The sequence below is a fragment of the Ensifer sp. Root31 genome (assembly GCF_001424825.1).
In the GTDB taxonomy this organism is placed as follows: Bacteria; Pseudomonadota; Alphaproteobacteria; order Rhizobiales; family Rhizobiaceae; genus Ensifer; species Ensifer canadensis.
Genome location: NZ_LMCO01000012.1, coordinates 343,097 through 358,953, shown reverse-complemented (window position 1 = coordinate 358,953; position 15,857 = coordinate 343,097). Strand labels below are relative to the sequence as shown.

Annotated in this window: 14 protein-coding genes; 1 reads left to right on the top strand and 13 read right to left on the bottom strand. The window is 61.7% G+C overall.

Annotated elements, in window-relative coordinates:
* The 3 genes from ASD00_RS40925 to speB all read right to left on the bottom strand — a co-directional run bounded on the left by ASD00_RS40925 (nucleotide 1) and on the right by speB (nucleotide 2,799).
* On the bottom strand, nucleotides 1-171 hold the full coding sequence (locus ASD00_RS40925; protein ID WP_107027011.1) for a hypothetical protein: 171 nt from the start codon (nucleotides 169-171) through the stop codon (nucleotides 1-3).
* 120 nt (nucleotides 172-291) lie between these two features.
* Nucleotides 292-1,800: an aldehyde dehydrogenase family protein gene (locus tag ASD00_RS13550; RefSeq protein WP_057207132.1), complete on the bottom strand. Its 1,509-nt coding sequence runs from the start codon at nucleotides 1,798-1,800 to the stop codon at nucleotides 292-294.
* A 27-nt stretch (nucleotides 1,801-1,827) separates the two neighbouring features.
* Complete coding sequence (gene speB / locus ASD00_RS13545; protein WP_057207131.1) at nucleotides 1,828-2,799, bottom strand: agmatinase; 972 nt, start codon at nucleotides 2,797-2,799, stop codon at nucleotides 1,828-1,830.
* 91 nt (nucleotides 2,800-2,890) lie between these two features.
* On the opposite strand from speB, the gene ASD00_RS13540 reads away from it, so the two are divergent.
* Nucleotides 2,891-3,823: a LysR family transcriptional regulator gene (locus tag ASD00_RS13540; protein WP_057207130.1), complete on the top strand. Its 933-nt coding sequence runs from the start codon at nucleotides 2,891-2,893 to the stop codon at nucleotides 3,821-3,823.
* Between the two features lie 178 nt (nucleotides 3,824-4,001).
* Here the strand turns inward: ASD00_RS13540 and ASD00_RS13535 are convergent, their stop codons facing one another.
* From ASD00_RS13535 to ASD00_RS13490, 10 genes are all read right to left on the bottom strand, one after another.
* The gene (locus tag ASD00_RS13535; RefSeq protein ID WP_057207129.1) at nucleotides 4,002-5,018 is read right to left on the bottom strand and encodes an ABC transporter ATP-binding protein; all 1,017 of its coding nucleotides are present in this window, start codon (nucleotides 5,016-5,018) and stop codon (nucleotides 4,002-4,004) included.
* On the bottom strand, nucleotides 5,015-6,010 hold the full coding sequence (locus ASD00_RS13530) for an ABC transporter ATP-binding protein (protein ID WP_057207128.1): 996 nt from the start codon (nucleotides 6,008-6,010) through the stop codon (nucleotides 5,015-5,017). Before ASD00_RS13530 ends, ASD00_RS13535 begins: the two co-directional genes overlap by 4 nt.
* On the bottom strand, nucleotides 6,003-6,911 hold the full coding sequence (locus tag ASD00_RS13525; RefSeq protein WP_025430339.1) for an ABC transporter permease: 909 nt from the start codon (nucleotides 6,909-6,911) through the stop codon (nucleotides 6,003-6,005). The genes ASD00_RS13530 and ASD00_RS13525 overlap by 8 nt, the downstream gene beginning before the upstream one ends.
* Nucleotides 6,902-7,837 carry an ABC transporter permease gene (locus tag ASD00_RS13520; protein ID WP_025430340.1) on the bottom strand — a complete coding sequence of 312 codons (936 nt, stop codon included), beginning with the start codon at nucleotides 7,835-7,837 and terminating at the stop codon, nucleotides 6,902-6,904. The genes ASD00_RS13525 and ASD00_RS13520 overlap by 10 nt, the downstream gene beginning before the upstream one ends.
* A 12-nt stretch (nucleotides 7,838-7,849) precedes the next feature.
* On the bottom strand, nucleotides 7,850-9,427 hold the full coding sequence (locus ASD00_RS13515; protein ID WP_025430341.1) for a nickel ABC transporter substrate-binding protein: 1,578 nt from the start codon (nucleotides 9,425-9,427) through the stop codon (nucleotides 7,850-7,852).
* Between the two features lie 553 nt (nucleotides 9,428-9,980).
* On the bottom strand, nucleotides 9,981-11,378 hold the full coding sequence (locus ASD00_RS13510) for an amidohydrolase family protein (RefSeq protein WP_244496045.1): 1,398 nt from the start codon (nucleotides 11,376-11,378) through the stop codon (nucleotides 9,981-9,983).
* A 102-nt stretch (nucleotides 11,379-11,480) separates the two neighbouring features.
* Nucleotides 11,481-12,296: an aspartate/glutamate racemase family protein gene (locus tag ASD00_RS13505; RefSeq protein WP_082523568.1), complete on the bottom strand. Its 816-nt coding sequence runs from the start codon at nucleotides 12,294-12,296 to the stop codon at nucleotides 11,481-11,483.
* Nucleotides 12,297-12,310: 14 nt separating this feature from the next.
* Nucleotides 12,311-12,952, bottom strand: a complete 642-nt coding sequence (locus ASD00_RS13500) for a flavin reductase family protein (protein ID WP_057207127.1) — start codon at nucleotides 12,950-12,952, stop codon at nucleotides 12,311-12,313.
* 760 nt (nucleotides 12,953-13,712) lie between these two features.
* Nucleotides 13,713-14,429 (bottom strand): GntR family transcriptional regulator, encoded by a 717-nt coding sequence (locus tag ASD00_RS13495; RefSeq protein ID WP_057207126.1) that lies wholly within the window; start codon nucleotides 14,427-14,429, stop codon nucleotides 13,713-13,715.
* Between the two features lie 213 nt (nucleotides 14,430-14,642).
* On the bottom strand, nucleotides 14,643-15,839 hold the full coding sequence (locus ASD00_RS13490) for an amidohydrolase (RefSeq protein ID WP_057207125.1): 1,197 nt from the start codon (nucleotides 15,837-15,839) through the stop codon (nucleotides 14,643-14,645).
* Nucleotides 15,840-15,857 lie beyond the last annotated feature (18 nt).

Below are 15,857 nucleotides of genomic sequence, written 5' to 3'. Positions count from 1 at the left end.
TCAGGCCCCCCAGATCCAGAAGGCGGCGACGAGCACGACCGTCAACACGGTCATGCCGGTATAGTCGAGCGCAGTCATCGTGCCCTCGAAGCGGTGCCCCGCCTCGATATCCTCATAGATGCGGGCGCGGCGCGCCAGCTCGTTTTGCCAGGCGGTATCGTTGTCTTCCATTGTCGTTCCCCTTGTCGCGTCGCGCCTTCTGGCGTCTTTCCGCGAGAAATGCGGCTCCATCAGCCGCCGATCCTTGGAACCGGCCGCCCATGGGCGACGGCCGGGCGATGGGTCAGGGCCTCATGGCAGCGTGATCCAGACAGCCTTCGTTTCCATCAGGTAATCCAGCTGCTCCGGCCCCAGATCCTTGCCGAAGCCCGATGCCTTGAAGCCGCCGAACGGCATGGAGGGATCGATGGTGCTGTGGGCGTTGACGTAGATCGAGCCGGCGTTAAGGCGCGGAATAAGCCCATGCACACGGGACAAGTCGTTCGAGTAGATGGCGGCGGCGAGGCCGAAAGCGGAGTCGTTCGCCAGCGCGACCGCGTCGTCCAGTTCGTCGAAGGCATCGGTCACAAGCACCGGGCCAAAAATCTCCTCCCGCACGATGCTCATCTCGGGTTTGCAGCGGGCGAAGATGGCGGGCTCGATGAAATGGCCCGGCCGATCGGGGCTGCCGCCCCCATGGATCAGTTCGGCGCCTTCGCGGCGGCCGGCCTCGATATACGCAGAAACGACCTTCTTCTGCTGCGCCGACACCAGGGGGCCGATATAGCAGTCGCGGTCCAGTCCGGGCGCGACCTTCAGCGTGCGGGTGACGGCGACCAATTCGTCGAGGAAGGCGTCATGGACCGAGCGCTGGACATAGACGCGCGTGCCGGCGTCGCAGACCTGTCCGGAGTTGAAGAATACGCCGTTGACCACCGCGCGGGCCGCACTTGCCAGATCCGCATCGTCGAGCACCAGGACGGGGGATTTGCCGCCCAGTTCCAGCGTCACATGCTTGAGATGCCCGACGGCCGTGCGCCCGACCTCCTGGCCGACCGGCGTCGAGCCGGTGAACGTGACCTTGTCGATGCCGGGGTGGGCCGACATGGCCGCGCCGATCACGCTGCCCCGGCCCGTTACAATGTTGACCACACCGTCCGGAATGCCGGCTTCCTGCACCAGTTCGCCGAAGCGCAGGGTCGCAAGCGAGGTCAGCTCGGCCGGCTTGACGATAGTGGTGCAGCCGACTGCAAGGGCAGCTGCAAGCTTCCAGGCCATGGTCTGGAGCGGGAAATTCCACGGCACGATGGCCGCGACGACGCCCAGGGGCTCCTTGCGGGTATAGGCCAGGTAATTGCCCGGCAGGGACGGCTCGACCGTGCGCCCATGCAACTTGGAGGCCCAGCCGGCGAAATATCGGAAGGTATCGATCGTGCCCTGAACGTCGACCTCTCTGGCGAATGTCACCGACTTGCCCATGTCGATGGCTTCGATCTCCGCCAGTTCGTCGGCGTGCGCTTCGATCAGGTCTGCGAGGCGGTGGATCAGGCGCTCGCGTTCGAGCGGCTTGAGGCGGCGCCAGGCGCCCCCATCGAACTGGCGGCGCGCGGCCTTGACGGCGCGGTCGAGATCCTCGGTCGTGCCTGACGGCACCCGGGTTACCAGGCCGCTCGTGGAAGGTTCGAAAACGTCGAAGGTTGCACCGTTGCCGCTGTCGACCCAGGCACCGTCGATGAACATCTTCTGGGGCTTCGCCAGAAACCGCCGGGTCGCGTCGCTGACGCCGTATTGATCCAGATAATTGCGGACGTTTTCGTCCATGTCGTGTCCTCCTCGTAGGCCTGGGCCTCACGTTCCCCTTGCATGCATGACGCGACCGATGAGGTTCATGAGCACCTGTGCGGCCAAAGTGGATGTTGAACCGGAATGATCGTAGTCCGGTGCAACCTCTACGAGATCGATGCCGACGACCGTGCCGCGCTTGACAAGCGCGGCGAGAATTTCCAGCACTTCGTAGTAGATGAATCCGCCATGCGACGGCGTGCCGGTGCCCGGCGCGATCGACGGATCGAAGCCGTCGATGTCGATGGTGACGTAGTAGCGTGCGCCGGGCGGCACCCGTTCGGCCACCGCATCCGTGCCGAGCGCGCGGATCTGGCGCACCGAGAGGATGTCGGAGCCCATCTTGCGGGCATCCTCGTAGCCTTCCCTGGCGGTAGAGGAGACATTGCGGATGCCGAACTGCGACAGACCGCTGACATAGGGCTTTTCGGCGGCGCGGCGCATCGGGTTGCCGTGGCCGTAGCGCACGCCATGGCGCTCGTCGACGAAATCGAGATGGGCGTCGATCTGGACGATGTGGATCGGGCCGTTCTTTTCGCAGTCCTCGGCAAAGGCATTGATACAGGGGATGTTGACGGAATGGTCGCCGCCCAGCACCACCGGCAGCGCGCCGGCGGTGAGGATCTTGCGCACGCCGAATTCGATATTGGCGTGGCTCTTCATCGTGTCGGTGTGGACGATGTCAGCATCGCCGATATCGACGATCGAGACCTCACCGCTCGGCAGATAGGTGACGTCGTCCTCGTGATCGTAGGCGCCGCCGTGGCCGAAGGAAAACAGCGTCGAAGCTTCGCGGATCGAGCGTGGACCGAAGCGGGTGCCCGCCCGCCACTGCGTGCCGCAGTCGAACGGCGCGCCGAGGATCGCCACATCGGCGTCGATGGCGTCCCAGTCCGGCTGATAGGGATATTTGCCGAACGTGCAGATGCCGACGAACGGCAGGTTCAAACGTCCGGTTTCGTAGGAATTGCTGGCCATGTCACCCCTCCATAGGTGGAAGGAGTGTGCCGGAGGGAGATACATTTAAAAGCATCTATGATTGCATGTTCACTTGTGCATTAATCAATGAATGATCAACAAGGTCCGCCACCGCGTCCTCCATCTCTCGCTCGGCGATGCCGAGCTTCGGCTCCTGCGCGTCTTCGCTTCGGTCGTGCAGCACGGCGGTTTTTCCGCCGCGCAATCAGCGCTGGGCATGACGCAGGCGACGATCTCCACCCATATGCGCCATCTGGAAGAACGTCTCGGCCTGCGCCTGTGCAGCCGTGGACGCGGCGGCTTCCTGCTCACCGACGAGGGGCGGCTCGTCTACGAAGCGGCCCTCGAACTCTTCGGCTCGCTGGAAAAATTCCAGGGCCGTATCGGCGAGGCGCAGGGAGAGCTTACCGGCAGCCTCAGCTTCGGCACCGTGGACGCCATGATCACCAACCGCAACCTCGACCTCCAGGGCGCGCTCGCCGCCTTTCATGCCAAGGCGCCGCGGGTGCACCTGGAAATCGACGTCGCCGCGCCGCAGGTACTGCATCAGGGCCTGCTGAACGGCACCTACCAGATCGTGCTCATGCCGTCCGTCGGCAGCGTCACGCCGCATTTCCGCAGCCAGCCGGCGTTTTCCGAGCTGCAGAAGCTCTACTGCGCCGAGGGGCATCCGCTCTTCGCGACACCCGATGGCGACCTAACCGACGCCGTTCTGGAGACACAATCCTTCGCCGGGCGCACCTACATGCTGAACGAGACGATCTGCGGCGTGAACTTCACCTGGGCGGCCGCGACCCCGCATATGGAAGGGACCCTGCTGCTGCTCCTATCCGGCGCCTATATCGGCTTCCTGCCCGACCACTACGCAGACGAATGGGTGCGCGATGGCCGCCTGCGGCTGCTCGCCCCCGAGCGCATGAGCTTCGAAGACCTCTTCCACATCGCCTACCCGCGCAACAAACCCTCCCGGGCAGCCGAGACCATGGCGCAGGCGATTACCGAAAGCGTGCGTAAGCCGAGCTGACACCGATGACGTTCTGGGAAATGGCGGATCTGGATTGAGCGATTGTCGGACAAAAAAAAGCCCCGCCTGATGGCGGGGCAGGCGCGCGTCCTGATCAGGGGGACGCGAGGGAATGGCAACTTCTAAAGTCGCAGAAAGCGCCGCCGACAACGCTTCGTCGGCGAGCAGCCCTCGCGCTTCACGCGACCGATGCCTCGGGCTGAAGGAGCGCCGATCGCTTGCCTCGATGAAGATCCCGCGCAAAAATGCAGGCGGCGCTGTGGCCCGGCGAAAGGCCATGGGACGGCGGTATAGCCTTGGCACAGTCGTCCACCGCCAGGGGGCAGCGCGTTCGGAACCGGCAGCCGGACGGTGGGTTTGTCGGACTGGGGACTTCGCCAATCATCAACGGCCCCTTGCGGAGCTTCTCGACACGCGGATCCACCTCCGGTGCTGACGCCAGCAGCATCTGCGAATAGGGGTGGCCCGGATGGTCGTAAAGTTCCTGGGACAGACCATGCTCGACGATCTTGCCGAGATACATCACATAGACCCGCGAAGCCGCCTGCCGCACCAGTGCAAGATCATGGGCGATGAACAGGCATGCCACGCCCAGATCCTTCTGCAGGCGCAGGAACAGGTTCATCACCTGCGCACGAATGGAAAGATCAAGTGCGCTCACCGGCTCGTCGCAGATCAGCACTCGCGGGTTGACGGCGAGCGATCTGGCGATTGCCACGCGCTGGCGCTGACCACCCGAGAGCTCGCGCGTGTGACGGTCCCTGACCGCGGACGCCAGACCGACCTGATCCAGAAGCTCCTTCGTGCGACGATCCCGCTCCTCGGGCGATCTGGTGCCGGCGATGACAAGCGCTTCATCGATGGCCTCCCCCACCGTCTGGCGATCGTTCAAGGACGAATAGGGATCCTGGAAGACGTATTGCAGCGCCCTACGGCTATCGCGCAGGGCCGCGCCTGAAAGGCCGCTGAGGTCGACGCCGTCGAGCAACACCCGTCCGCTGCTCGCCTTCTCGAGGCCGACGATGGTGCGCCCGAGCGTCGACTTGCCACAGCCGGATTCACCGACCAGCCCGACGATCTCACCGGGATAGAGTTCGATCGAGACATCGTCGACGGCATGGACAAATTTGCCCCGCTGAACGCTCTTGAAGCGCGTCTGGAGATTTTCGACTTTAAGAACCGGTGCGTGTGTCATGCGGCAGCCTTTCCTTGATTGACGACGGGGCAAGCCACGAGAACCGCACCGTCGTCCGACCGGACCAAAGGGGGGCGGCTATTGCTGCATGCGGGGACGGCAAGCTCGCAACGCGGCGCAAGGGCGCAGCCCTTGATCGGCGCGCCGAGCGTCGGCGGAATGCCGGGGAGCCCTCGAAACTCCGACCCAATTGGATCCTCCCGCCTCGGTATCGCGTTGATCAGCCCCCTGGTGTAGGGGTGACGCGGGCTGACGAGGACCTTGTCCACCGGACCGCATTCGGCGGCACGCGCCGCGTACATGACGACGATGTTGTCGGCGGCACCCGCGACCACCCCCATGTCGTGCGTGATCAGCACCATCGCCATATTGAGACGACGCTGCACGTCCTTCAGCAGCCGCAAGATCTGCGCCTGAACCGTCACGTCGAGGGCTGTCGTCGGCTCGTCGGCGATCAGCAGCTTCGGCTCGCCCGCAAGGGCAATGGCGATGACGATGCGTTGCCTCAACCCGCCCGAAAGCTCGTGCGGGTATTGCCGGAGCCGGGCCACGGGATCGGAGATCCCGACAAGCTTCACGAGCTCGAGGGCACGTGCCTCGGCTGCCCTCGGCGTCATGTCGAGATGCAATTCGGCCATCTCGGCAATCTGCCGCCCGATCCGGCGCACCGGGTTGAGAGCGCTCATCGGATCCTGGAAGATAAAGCCGACGGACTTGCCACGAAGCTTCTGGATCTCGGGCTCAGGCAGGCCAATCAATTCGCGCCCCTCCAGCTTGACGGAGCCGGATAGCATCGTCGACACGCCCGTCGGCATCAGGCCAAGCGGTGCGAAGTTCATCACCGTCTTGCCGCTGCCGCTTTCGCCGACGATGGCGAGACATTCACCCTGCCGGACCGAATAGCTGACACCGTCGACGGGGCGGACCGCCGATTTCGCGGTTAGGAGGTCGACCGTCAGATTGCTGACGTTCAGGAGCGGCTCGTCACGCATCGGAATTCTCCTTGCCCCAGCTTGCGACCTCAAGCCGACGCGCTGCGAGCATGCGCCGAGTGAGCGGTTTTGGAATGCGGTTGAGAGCGATGGACTCCCCGAGGGTGTTGAAGCCGATGACGGCGGCCGTGAGGGCAAGCCCCGGCAGCAGAACCTGACGCGGGTCGGATTCGAGATAGGGCAACGCGTCGACGAGCATCTGGCCCCATTCCGGCGTTGGCGGCTGAATGCCGAGGCCAAGGAAGCTCAGCGTCGCAACCGCCAGAGCGGCAGTGCCGGCGTCTGCCGTCGCATAGACCATCACCGAACCGATCGTACCGGGGAGGAGATGGCCGAAATAGATGCGCCAGGGACTGGCTCCCAGCACCCGCAGCGCCTCGATATGAGGTTTACTCATGATGCTGACTGCCACGGCGCGGCTGATACGCCCACTCATGGGCCACCAGGCAAGTGCCAGCGCCAGCACCATCGTCCAGTATCCGGGACCGACGATCCCGATCACGGCCAGCGAGATGATCAGGCTCGGTACGGACAGGCCCACATCAACGATGCGCATCAGGAGGTCGTCCACCCAGCCCCGGTGGTAACCAGCGATCGTTCCGAGCACGATACCGATGGTCATGGCGATACCGAGAACCGAGCCGACGCTCACCAGCGACGTGTTCGCAGCGATAATCAGACGGCTAAACGTATCACGACCGAGGTGATCGGTTCCGAGCCAGTGTGCGGCCGTTGGCCCGAGACCGGCCTCCAGCAGGTTTTGGGCGCTCGAGTCCTGGGGCGCCAGCCAGGGCGCGAAAGTACCCAGAGCAACGAATAGGCCGATGGTAATCAAGGCCGCCCGCGGCATCTTGTTCAATCGGGCCAGGATAGGATTGAGCATGTTCATGATCAGCTCCATTGGCGGCGAATGCGCGGATCGGTCAAAAGAACCGCTAGATCGACGATCAGATTCACCACGATAAAGAAGGTCAGGAAGATGAGCAGGCATGCCTGCACCACCATGAAGTCGCGAAAGCGGACGCCGGCGAGGAAGTAATCCCCAAGACCCTGCCAGGCGAAAAGCGGTTCGACGATGATCGCAGTGGCCGTCATCAGCCCGACCTGGGTGCCGAGCGCGTTGATGAAGAGGGGCGTGATGTTGGGCAACGCCTCGCGGAGCAATATGGCTGTGCGACCAAGACCCTTGCTCTTGGCGGTCAGAACGAAGGGACTCGTCATCGCTTCCTCCAGCCCTACCCGCACGACGCGGCTGAGGACGGCGGCCGGCAGAACGGCGACGGTGAGCCATGGCAGGATCCAGCTTTTGGGGCCGTTGAAACCGAACGACGGTAGAAGCTGGAAGGTGACGGAAAAGCCATAGATCATCAGCGCCCCGACGAAGAACGTCGGCGTCGATGCGCCGAGGAGCGCCAGACCGCGCGATACGCGGTCCGGCAGTTTGTAGGGCCAGAAGGCCCCGAGGAAACCCAAAGCCAGGCTGATGAGGGCGGCGATCACAGCCGAGCCTGCAATCAGTAGCCCGGTCACGAGCATCCGGTTCGCCAGGTCTGCGCTGACGTCCTGTCCCGTTCTGTAGGAAATGCCGAAGTCGCCGCGAACAGCGTCGCCAAGCCAATCCACGTAGCGCATCAGCAGTGGCTTGTGCAGTCCTATCTCTTCGGCGACCTGTTCGACATAGCCCGGTGTAGCGACCGCCCCGCGAAGCTCCGCGATCAGAACCGCAACATTGCCGGGTGCCGACACCACGAGTGTGAAGCAAACCAGGGACGCCATGAACAGAAGGACCAGGGAATGCTTCAGCCGCTTGCTGATGAAGTGGATCAAGGTACCCTCCTCCTACTCGGCCAGCAGAATGTTTTCGTAGGGCATGTCGTATTCGGTGACCGGGCTGCTGAAGCCATGGAGCCGCTTGGAATGCGCCCAGATGCTCGGCACGTAGACCAGCGGCGCAATCGCGTCGTTGTCCCGTAGCCAGTCATAGACCTTCTGAATGGTCGGCTGGATCTGATCGCCGGTCGCGGCCATCGCCGCATTGATCAACGGATCGAGGTTGACCGGATCGGTGACCAGCTTGCCCTCGACGTCGTTGTGGAAGGTCGACAGGCACAGTCCGACGATCGAGCCGAACGGATCGTAAGGTGCGCCATAGGTCAGGAAGAAGCCGAGATCGTACTTCTGTTCGAGCATGTCCGTGTGCTTGGAGGCATGGTCAACCGAGCGGATGACGAGGTCGATACCGATCTCCTTCATCTCGGACTGGATGACCTCGGCAATCACACGTGATCCCGGCACGGCGTCCGGGCTGACGACCAATTCGAGCGTCAGCGGCTTGCCGTTCTTGGATCGGATGGGGCTTCCCGTCCAGCCGGCCTTTTCGAGCAGCGCCGATGCGGCCGCAGCATCCCGGACAGGGGCATCACTTTGCGTTCCGGCATAAGGCAAGGCGCCCGAGAACATGTTGCCGGCGGGCTTGGCGTAGCCATGGTAAAGCACCTTGGAAATCGCAGCGCGATCGATGCCGATGCTGACGGCCTTGCGCACTTGCGGATCCTTGAGCGCCTCAGCACGGTCGGGATTATAGGCCATCACCAGCGTGACGTTGCCCGGATCGACGACGACGTTGAAACCGGCCGCCTCAAGCTGCTTGCCCTCTTCCGGGGTCAAGGGCGCGATCCAGAAACCGCCGATCAGGTCGAGTTCCTCGGCACGCAATGCCGCAACCCGTGAACGGGCATCAGGGATAACCTTGGCTTCAAGGCGTTCATAGGACGGCAACTCGCCCCAGTAGCCTTCGTGATGCTCGAAGACGCTCTGGGTGTCGTCCGCGCTGATCTGACGCCACGGCCCGGTACCCACAGGCTCCTTGAACTTGCCGTCGGCACCTACGGATTTAGGCGACAGGAAGCGCGTCGGCCGCGTGTAGGAAAGTTCCTGCATGAGCGCGAGCACCGGCTCCTTGAAATGCAGGGTGACGTGGTAGTCGTCGACCACGTCGAGCGACTGGAAGTGCTTTGAGCAATTCATCCAGCTGAACTGGTCGATGCCCATCCAGCGCTCGAGATTCCATTTGCACGCGGCAGCGTCGAACTTGGTGCCGTCCTGGAATGTCACGCCCTCGCGCAACGTCAGATGCAGCGTCTTGCCGCCGTCTTCGATCTTCCAGTCGGTTGCCAGGCAAGGTTCGATCTGACCGCCCTTGCCGTATTTCACGAGCGGCTCGAACATGAGGTCCTGAATGGCCCAGATCGCGTAGTGACTCTGCGGATCGAGATTGCCGGCAGGTTTGGCGATGGCAACTCGGAGCGTGCCGGCGGCACCTTGCGCATAAACGATTTTCGACAAAGCACCCTGCGCCATGGCCAAGCCGATAGCGCCGGCCGCCCCTTGCAGGAACGTACGTCTGTTTACTGACATGAGTTTTTTCTCCTCTTTGGCGCTCCCTGCGCCCGCCTAGACATCGCGGCCTCCACGCCGTTTTGTATAGACAAATTGACTGTCTCATGTATACAATCTTGCGTCAAGATCGCATTTTAGATTGTCGACATTTTAGCCGACAAAGCGGTATGCAGACGAGAATTGGGATGAGAATGCGCTGGCACAACCGACGTTATCGTCGCGTTTCGCCCGCGACGAAACGCTGTTGGCGCGAATCCTGGCAGCTGCGACGCCGTTCCACCTCAACAATATCGGCAGAACTTGTATACAATGCGAGTGGAGTTGAATGCTGACGAGACCATCGGCTTCCGGAAGAAGGAGGCCGCACAATAGGGTGCGTTGATCGGCGTGGCCCGCGCGATAGGCAGGCCCAAGATAAATGCGCGGGCCGAGTTCGGTCGCCGCAGTCGTTCATGTGTGGTTTTGGATGGAATCTCGACAACGGCGGCCTGCGTATGCGGCCGCCGTTGATGTAATCAAGCGTATCGCAGCCGGTGCAGAACGCGAGAGCGCTCGCAACGGCGGGTCGGCCTCAGGCTTTGCCGATACTGCCGAACACCAGACGCCCCTGGTGGAAGGTGGCGGTGCGCGCCGGCACGCGAGCCACCGCCTCCGCGGAGCAACTCGCACCGACAAGCGTGAAGGCGGCGTCATCTCCGGCATTTGGCCAGGCACGTTTGCCTTCATCATCCAACGGCAAAACGCCGCCGGTGGCGATGGCCATGGCCCGTGACAAGTGGAACTCATCCGACCCGCGATAAAGCTGCGCGTAGAAATAGGCCCTTTCCAGCATGTCGCCGCTGCCGAACGGCGACCAGTGATCGATGACGCTATCCGTTCCGGTCATCACGAACACGCCTGCCTTGCTCAATTGTGGCAATGGCATCATTAGAGCACCAAGCGGGACCGTGGAGGCGATCGTCATCTGATTTTCCGCCAAGCGGGAGGCAGTCTCCTCCAATGCTTCAGGAGCCAGTGTAGTCAGGGCAAAGGCATGGCTGATGGTTACCTTGCCGCGCAGCGCGGGATTCTTCTCCGTGGTCTCGATCATGTAGTTGATCGCCGCCATCCCGGCCGGACTGGTTTCATGCAGGTGGATGTCCACCCCTTTGCCGGTATCGAGGGCAATCTGGAACATGGAGTCGAGTGACTTCTCCATCGCCCCATCGACGTTGGTCGGATCCAGCCCACCGACATAGTGCACGCCCATCTGCATCGCTTCGCGCATCAAGCCGTCGACTTTGGAATGCAACAAACCGTGTTGTGGGAAGGCGACAATCTCGCAAACGAAGTCGTCGCGGTGATTTTCCAGCGCGCGCTGCAGGTGTTCAAGGCTTTTCAGGCCACTGACCGGATCGATGTTGCAATGGCTCCGCGCGACGGTGCTCCCCTTGGATTGAAGCAGCGCGATCAGGCCCTCGGCTCGCTGCTGCGAGGTGGGCAATAATTGGGGGATCAGCTTTTCTTCCAGCGCAATCATGTCCATGATGGTCTTGCCTTGGCGCGGCCGCGGCGCCTGCCAGGGACCACCGTAAAAGGTCTTGTCCAAATGGATGTGCATATCGCGCATGGCCGGCAGCATCAGTTGGCCATGCGCCTGATAGCGCGCGACACCGCTGGGCAGCGTTGCGTTCGCGGGATGAAGCGCGGCGATCTTGCCGTCCTTGATCTCGACGGTGTACAGCGCGGTGCGGGTGCCGATGACGGTGTCGCCGTCATATTCGAAACCTTCTTCCAGCCGCACGTCAGCCAGCAGGTAGTGACGATCCGTCAGCATGTTTGCTCCAATCTCGGCAACAGGTTCGGCCGTATTCGCAGATACCTCGTGAGCCAGTCCGCCAGTCAGCCCGACGACCGCGCAAGCGGTGGTCAGCTTCCCCGTTTGGCCGAGAAATGCCCGGCGGCTTTGCGACAGTGTCTGTTCCAACATCGTTCCCTCATCATGGGTTTGGAGTTTGCGTAATGATGACAATTCGATTTGCACGGACAGCCTGTAGCTGTCGCATCTTGCCGAGCTACGGGACAAGATGTGCTACGGTTGCAGACTGCAAAACGTTGCCGTTTCGGCCGAATTGATCACTTCTTGGGAAATGGGCGTGTGAACCATCCGTTGATCAATGATGGGGTGGCAAGCCGATACGAGATCACCGGACTTGTCGCGGGGATAAGCGTAGGCGCCAGCCTTCGAGGTCCGAAAGCCACCGCTCACCAATGCCTCGGCGAGCTTGACAGCTGCCGCCACGCCGTCGATGACGGGGACCCCCGTTTCGCGCGATAGCCAATTGCACAATTCTGCCATGCCGGCGCACCCAAGGACGATGGCATCGACACCATCCTCGCGTATCGCAGCGCGCGCCTCATTGAGGAGTTTCGCGCGCGCGATTGCCAGGTCGGTTTCGAGTGCTAGTACCGGCAGGTCGACCGAGCGCACACGGCGGCAGCGCGAGGCAGCGCCGTAGTGCGCGACAAGATCCTCAATCACCGGCACCGACCTCGGCAGCGTGGTGATCACTGTGAAGCGGGTCGCTACGGTTACTGCGACCTGCACCGCCGCCTGGCAGATACCGATGACGGGACCGGAGGCAACCTCGCGCGCAGCGGCAAGGCCGGGATCATCAAAGCAGGCTATCACGTGCGCCGATGCGCCCCGCTTCTCGGCGGCACGGATCGCGGCCAACATCGCAGGCACGGCCATCGCCTCGTCCGCGTAGCCTTCGATCGAGGCGGGCGTGTCCGTTGCGGTCTCCGCCTCGATGACTGTGCCCTCCGATCGCGCTGCCTCGGCCGCACGTGCGATTTGGTCGGTCATTGAGGATGTCGAATTCGGATTGATGACGTGTATGCGGATCATCGGGTGGCTCTCTATGGCCTGGGGTTCACTTGTGCAAACTCGAAGCGCAGTAGCTCTTCCGGCTTTTTAAGTTCGAATTGGCGATCTGAAGTGATGTAGTTGTCGGCATGCAGCCTGGCGATCGGCTGGTAGGTTTCCGGATTCGCATAGCGCCCCTCGGCATCAAGGCAGCGGTCCTGGATGTGCATGTGCACGACTTTGCCGATGACGAGCACGCGCTTGTGATAGTCGAGGATGCGATCGACCCTGCATTCGAAGCTGCAGGGACTTTCGGCGATGCGAGCGACGTCGATCTGGTCACACGGCACCGGTGTCAGACCGGCGAAATCGAGTTCATCCACTTCTGAGGCGAAGTTGACGCCGCAGACGATCATCGCCTCGGCGAGCGCCATGTCGACCATGTTGACAACGAACTCGCCGGTTCGGCGGATGTTCGAGACAGTGTCCTTCTCATCACCATTGCCGCGGTTCTGGATGCCGAGCACAACCAAAGGCGGCTCGTGGGCAAACACGTTGAAGAAGCTCATTGGCGCCGCATTGTTGTGTCCGGCCGGCGACCGGGTTCCAACAAGCGCGATGGGGCGCGGACCAATGAAATTGGTCAGCAATCGATAACGATCGGGAGGGGGTAGCGTGGTGAAATCGATATTCATGTCCGGTTCTCCTCCATGACCGTTCAACCGCTTATCACTGCGCCGACGCACGGCGCGTCGACCGGCTGGGACGTCCCAGCGTGCAGTCGCAGGCACGGCAAACACCCACGCACAGGAGAACCTCGCCAAGCTTCCGCACGGAAACCGGTGTATCTGGCACGTTGCGCTCCCGGCGTCGGCGAATACCATCTTTGATTTATATCGCATCCATTTTTGTGTCAATATTGCATCCAATTAATGCATACAATATTATCAATCAATCTCAGGCGTGCCTGCGCCACATTGCCGGCGCGAACCGCTGGCACAAAGGAATGTTTGGGAAGACGTTTTAACTAATGCGCTGCCGCGAAAAAGGTCGCAACGATGTTGCCAATCACCGACTGCATGTTTCGTTAAATCGTATTCGATGTAAAAACATGCAGCAATTCAGAGTTCTACAGCTACCTTTGTGCGTCTAATAAGACGCGCGGCGCTGTAGGTGCGCTGCTCGACGCGAGGGTATAAGCGAGAGTGGCATACGGCGCGCGCCGAAATCTGCTCACCTTCCGCCCAATCTGCTGGCGGCCAGTTGTATACTATATATGCCGAATATTGTATTATCTTATGAGTGCAGCCGTCAAAGCGCTACAGCAACCTTTGCGCGTCCAATAAGACGCGCGGCGCTGTAGGAGTCCTGACTTTCGTCCGCGCATGGAAAACGGGCATTGACGTCCAGCAGGGAGCGCCAGTGATCACGCTGGTCACAAGGCGGCAAAACGGTCTAAAGGCCCTCTTCTTTTGCGTAGGCAGCCAGGAGATCCGGCAAGTCGTTTTCCGAGTTGCTTTTCAGCAGAGCGCGCGTTGTGATGGCCCCGATGTGATGGTCCATCAATTTGCACGCCTTTTCGCGATCGTTCCGTGCAAGTGCGGCAATCAACTCGCGGTGCTCCGACACGGCGCAATCGGACGAATGAGGGCGACCATAGAGCGACAAAATCATGGACGAGCGCGAGACGAGCTCGGTAACGTATCGCGATAGGATGGCGTTCTCCGTCAGCTGTGCGAGCAGGACGTGAAACTCACCGGCGAGTTGGATCGAGGCCGACGGATTGTCGAGCCTTGCCTTGTCTTCGGCGTCGACGTGCGCTTCAAGCTCCTTGATCTTCGGGGCCGTCAGACTGCCGATCAGGCTATCGACGACCAACGTCTCCAACGCTCGGCGCACGGCAAAGATATTATGCCCTTCCTCCAGACTGGGGTGGCTGACGCATGCTCCCTTGTTCGGCCGCAATTCGATCAGACCCTCACCGTTCAGTCGCGCCAGAGCCTGCCGCACGATCGTGCGGCTAACGCCCAGCCGCTCACCGATCGAATCCTCGGGAAGTTTCGTGCCCGCAGCGAATGCTTGGTCGAGGATGGCACGCTTCAAGATACGATAGACCGCATCTGACTTGGGGACCGCCGATCTTGCATTGCTGTCGCTGGGTTTGGTAGTCATGATTTTCCTCGAAAATAGCCAAGCGTGCGATTGATAGCGATTGCCAAGCGTTGGATCGCAAACAACTATCACCACACAAGCCGAACCGTAAAGCCGCGGTCGGCGGCCCGCTGAACCGGCAGGTTGGGCCGTTGCATACTGACGGCTCGACCGATCGCGGCCCGCCACTGCGAACACCAAATTCCCGACTTTTCGCCTTTCATCGAAAAAGCTTCATTCGATGGCCGGCAAATCGCCAGCCAATTCGCCGCCATTCACAACCACGCGGCCGCGCCGGATGACGGTGCGCCTATGCGGCGTCAGGGCGACGGCTTCCGCCAACGTGCGCGCGGGTACCAGAACCAGGTCGCCGAAGCAGCCTTCAGAGAGACCGTAACCGCCGAGACCGATACCTTCAGCACCACCGAAAGTGCAGATGCGGGCGGATTCTTCGAGATCAACATCGTTGGTCATACCGTTGCGTTGAGCCAGGTACTTCGCGCGCTCCAGCATGTCACCATTTCCAAACGGCTCCCAGGTCCCCTGAATGCCGTCAGAGCCGGAGGCAACCGTGAGACCGCATTGGCGCATCAGTCGCAATGGCAATGCCGGGGCAGAGGGACTGCCGACGGTCATCACCGCGATGCGTTCTGCAGCGAGCTGGCCGATTAACGCGTTTTGCCGTGAGGCGTCGAGCGTCCCGAGGCAATAGGCGTGGCTCACCATCACCTGCCCCTGCAGCGACAAGGCGCGGGTCCGTTCGACGATGAGTTCAAGACAATAGGCACCGAGGTCGCCCGGTTCATGCAGATGAATGTCGACAGGTTTTCCGTGACGGTCCGCGAGCGCGAAGATTGCATCGAGGTGACGCACCGGATCGCGCTCGATCGTGGCGGGGTCGATGCCGCCGACGATGTCGGCACCGGCCCTCAGGGCCGCATCCATCAACTCAAGCGTCCCCTCGCGCGGCAGCATGCCGCTTTGCGGGAAAGCCACAATCTGTACATCGACCAGATCGCGCATTGCCTCGCGTGTTTCCAGCACGCCTTCGACATTGGCGATGCCGATCTCGGTGTCGACATCAACGTGGCTGCGAATGCTCAAAACGCCATGGGCGAGCGTCTGAAGGATCTGACGGGCCGATTGCCGACGGGCGTTGATGCCAAGCTCGCGCTTGGCATTGCGGTCGGCCAGGATTCGGTCGTTGCGGGTCGGACCGACCCGGTTCTCGAACCAGTCCATGCCGACAAGTGTCTTGTCGAGATGCGTATGTGCCTCGACAAGCCCTGGCAAGGCGACATGTCCGGTCGCGTCGATCTCGGCCACCGGACGGGGACAATCTGCCGCAACAAAGCGACCGTCTCGGATGAGAAGGTCCTCAACAGGCCCACCGAAGGGGCGGACATTACGGATAAGAAGGTCTGCAGTCATTGTAGATCCTCGATTGTC

What these genes read in the sequence shown, in the direction of transcription:
- ASD00_RS40925 (WP_107027011.1), bottom strand. Translation starts at nt 171, where the DNA reads ATGGAAGACAACGATACCGCCTGGCAAAACGAGCTGGCGCGCCGCGCC.
- ASD00_RS13550 (WP_057207132.1), bottom strand. Translation starts at nt 1,800, where the DNA reads ATGGACGAAAACGTCCGCAATTATCTGGATCAATACGGCGTCAGCGAC.
- speB (WP_057207131.1), bottom strand. Translation starts at nt 2,799, where the DNA reads ATGGCCAGCAATTCCTACGAAACCGGACGTTTGAACCTGCCGTTCGTC.
- ASD00_RS13540 (WP_057207130.1), top strand. Translation starts at nt 2,891, where the DNA reads ATGATCAACAAGGTCCGCCACCGCGTCCTCCATCTCTCGCTCGGCGAT.
- ASD00_RS13535 (WP_057207129.1), bottom strand. Translation starts at nt 5,018, where the DNA reads ATGACACACGCACCGGTTCTTAAAGTCGAAAATCTCCAGACGCGCTTC.
- ASD00_RS13530 (WP_057207128.1), bottom strand. Translation starts at nt 6,010, where the DNA reads ATGCGTGACGAGCCGCTCCTGAACGTCAGCAATCTGACGGTCGACCTC.
- ASD00_RS13525 (WP_025430339.1), bottom strand. Translation starts at nt 6,911, where the DNA reads ATGGAGCTGATCATGAACATGCTCAATCCTATCCTGGCCCGATTGAAC.
- ASD00_RS13515 (WP_025430341.1), bottom strand. Translation starts at nt 9,427, where the DNA reads ATGTCAGTAAACAGACGTACGTTCCTGCAAGGGGCGGCCGGCGCTATC.
- ASD00_RS13510 (WP_244496045.1), bottom strand. Translation starts at nt 11,378, where the DNA reads ATGTTGGAACAGACACTGTCGCAAAGCCGCCGGGCATTTCTCGGCCAA.
- ASD00_RS13500 (WP_057207127.1), bottom strand. Translation starts at nt 12,952, where the DNA reads ATGAATATCGATTTCACCACGCTACCCCCTCCCGATCGTTATCGATTG.
- ASD00_RS13495 (WP_057207126.1), bottom strand. Translation starts at nt 14,429, where the DNA reads ATGACTACCAAACCCAGCGACAGCAATGCAAGATCGGCGGTCCCCAAG.
- ASD00_RS13490 (WP_057207125.1), bottom strand. Translation starts at nt 15,839, where the DNA reads ATGACTGCAGACCTTCTTATCCGTAATGTCCGCCCCTTCGGTGGGCCT.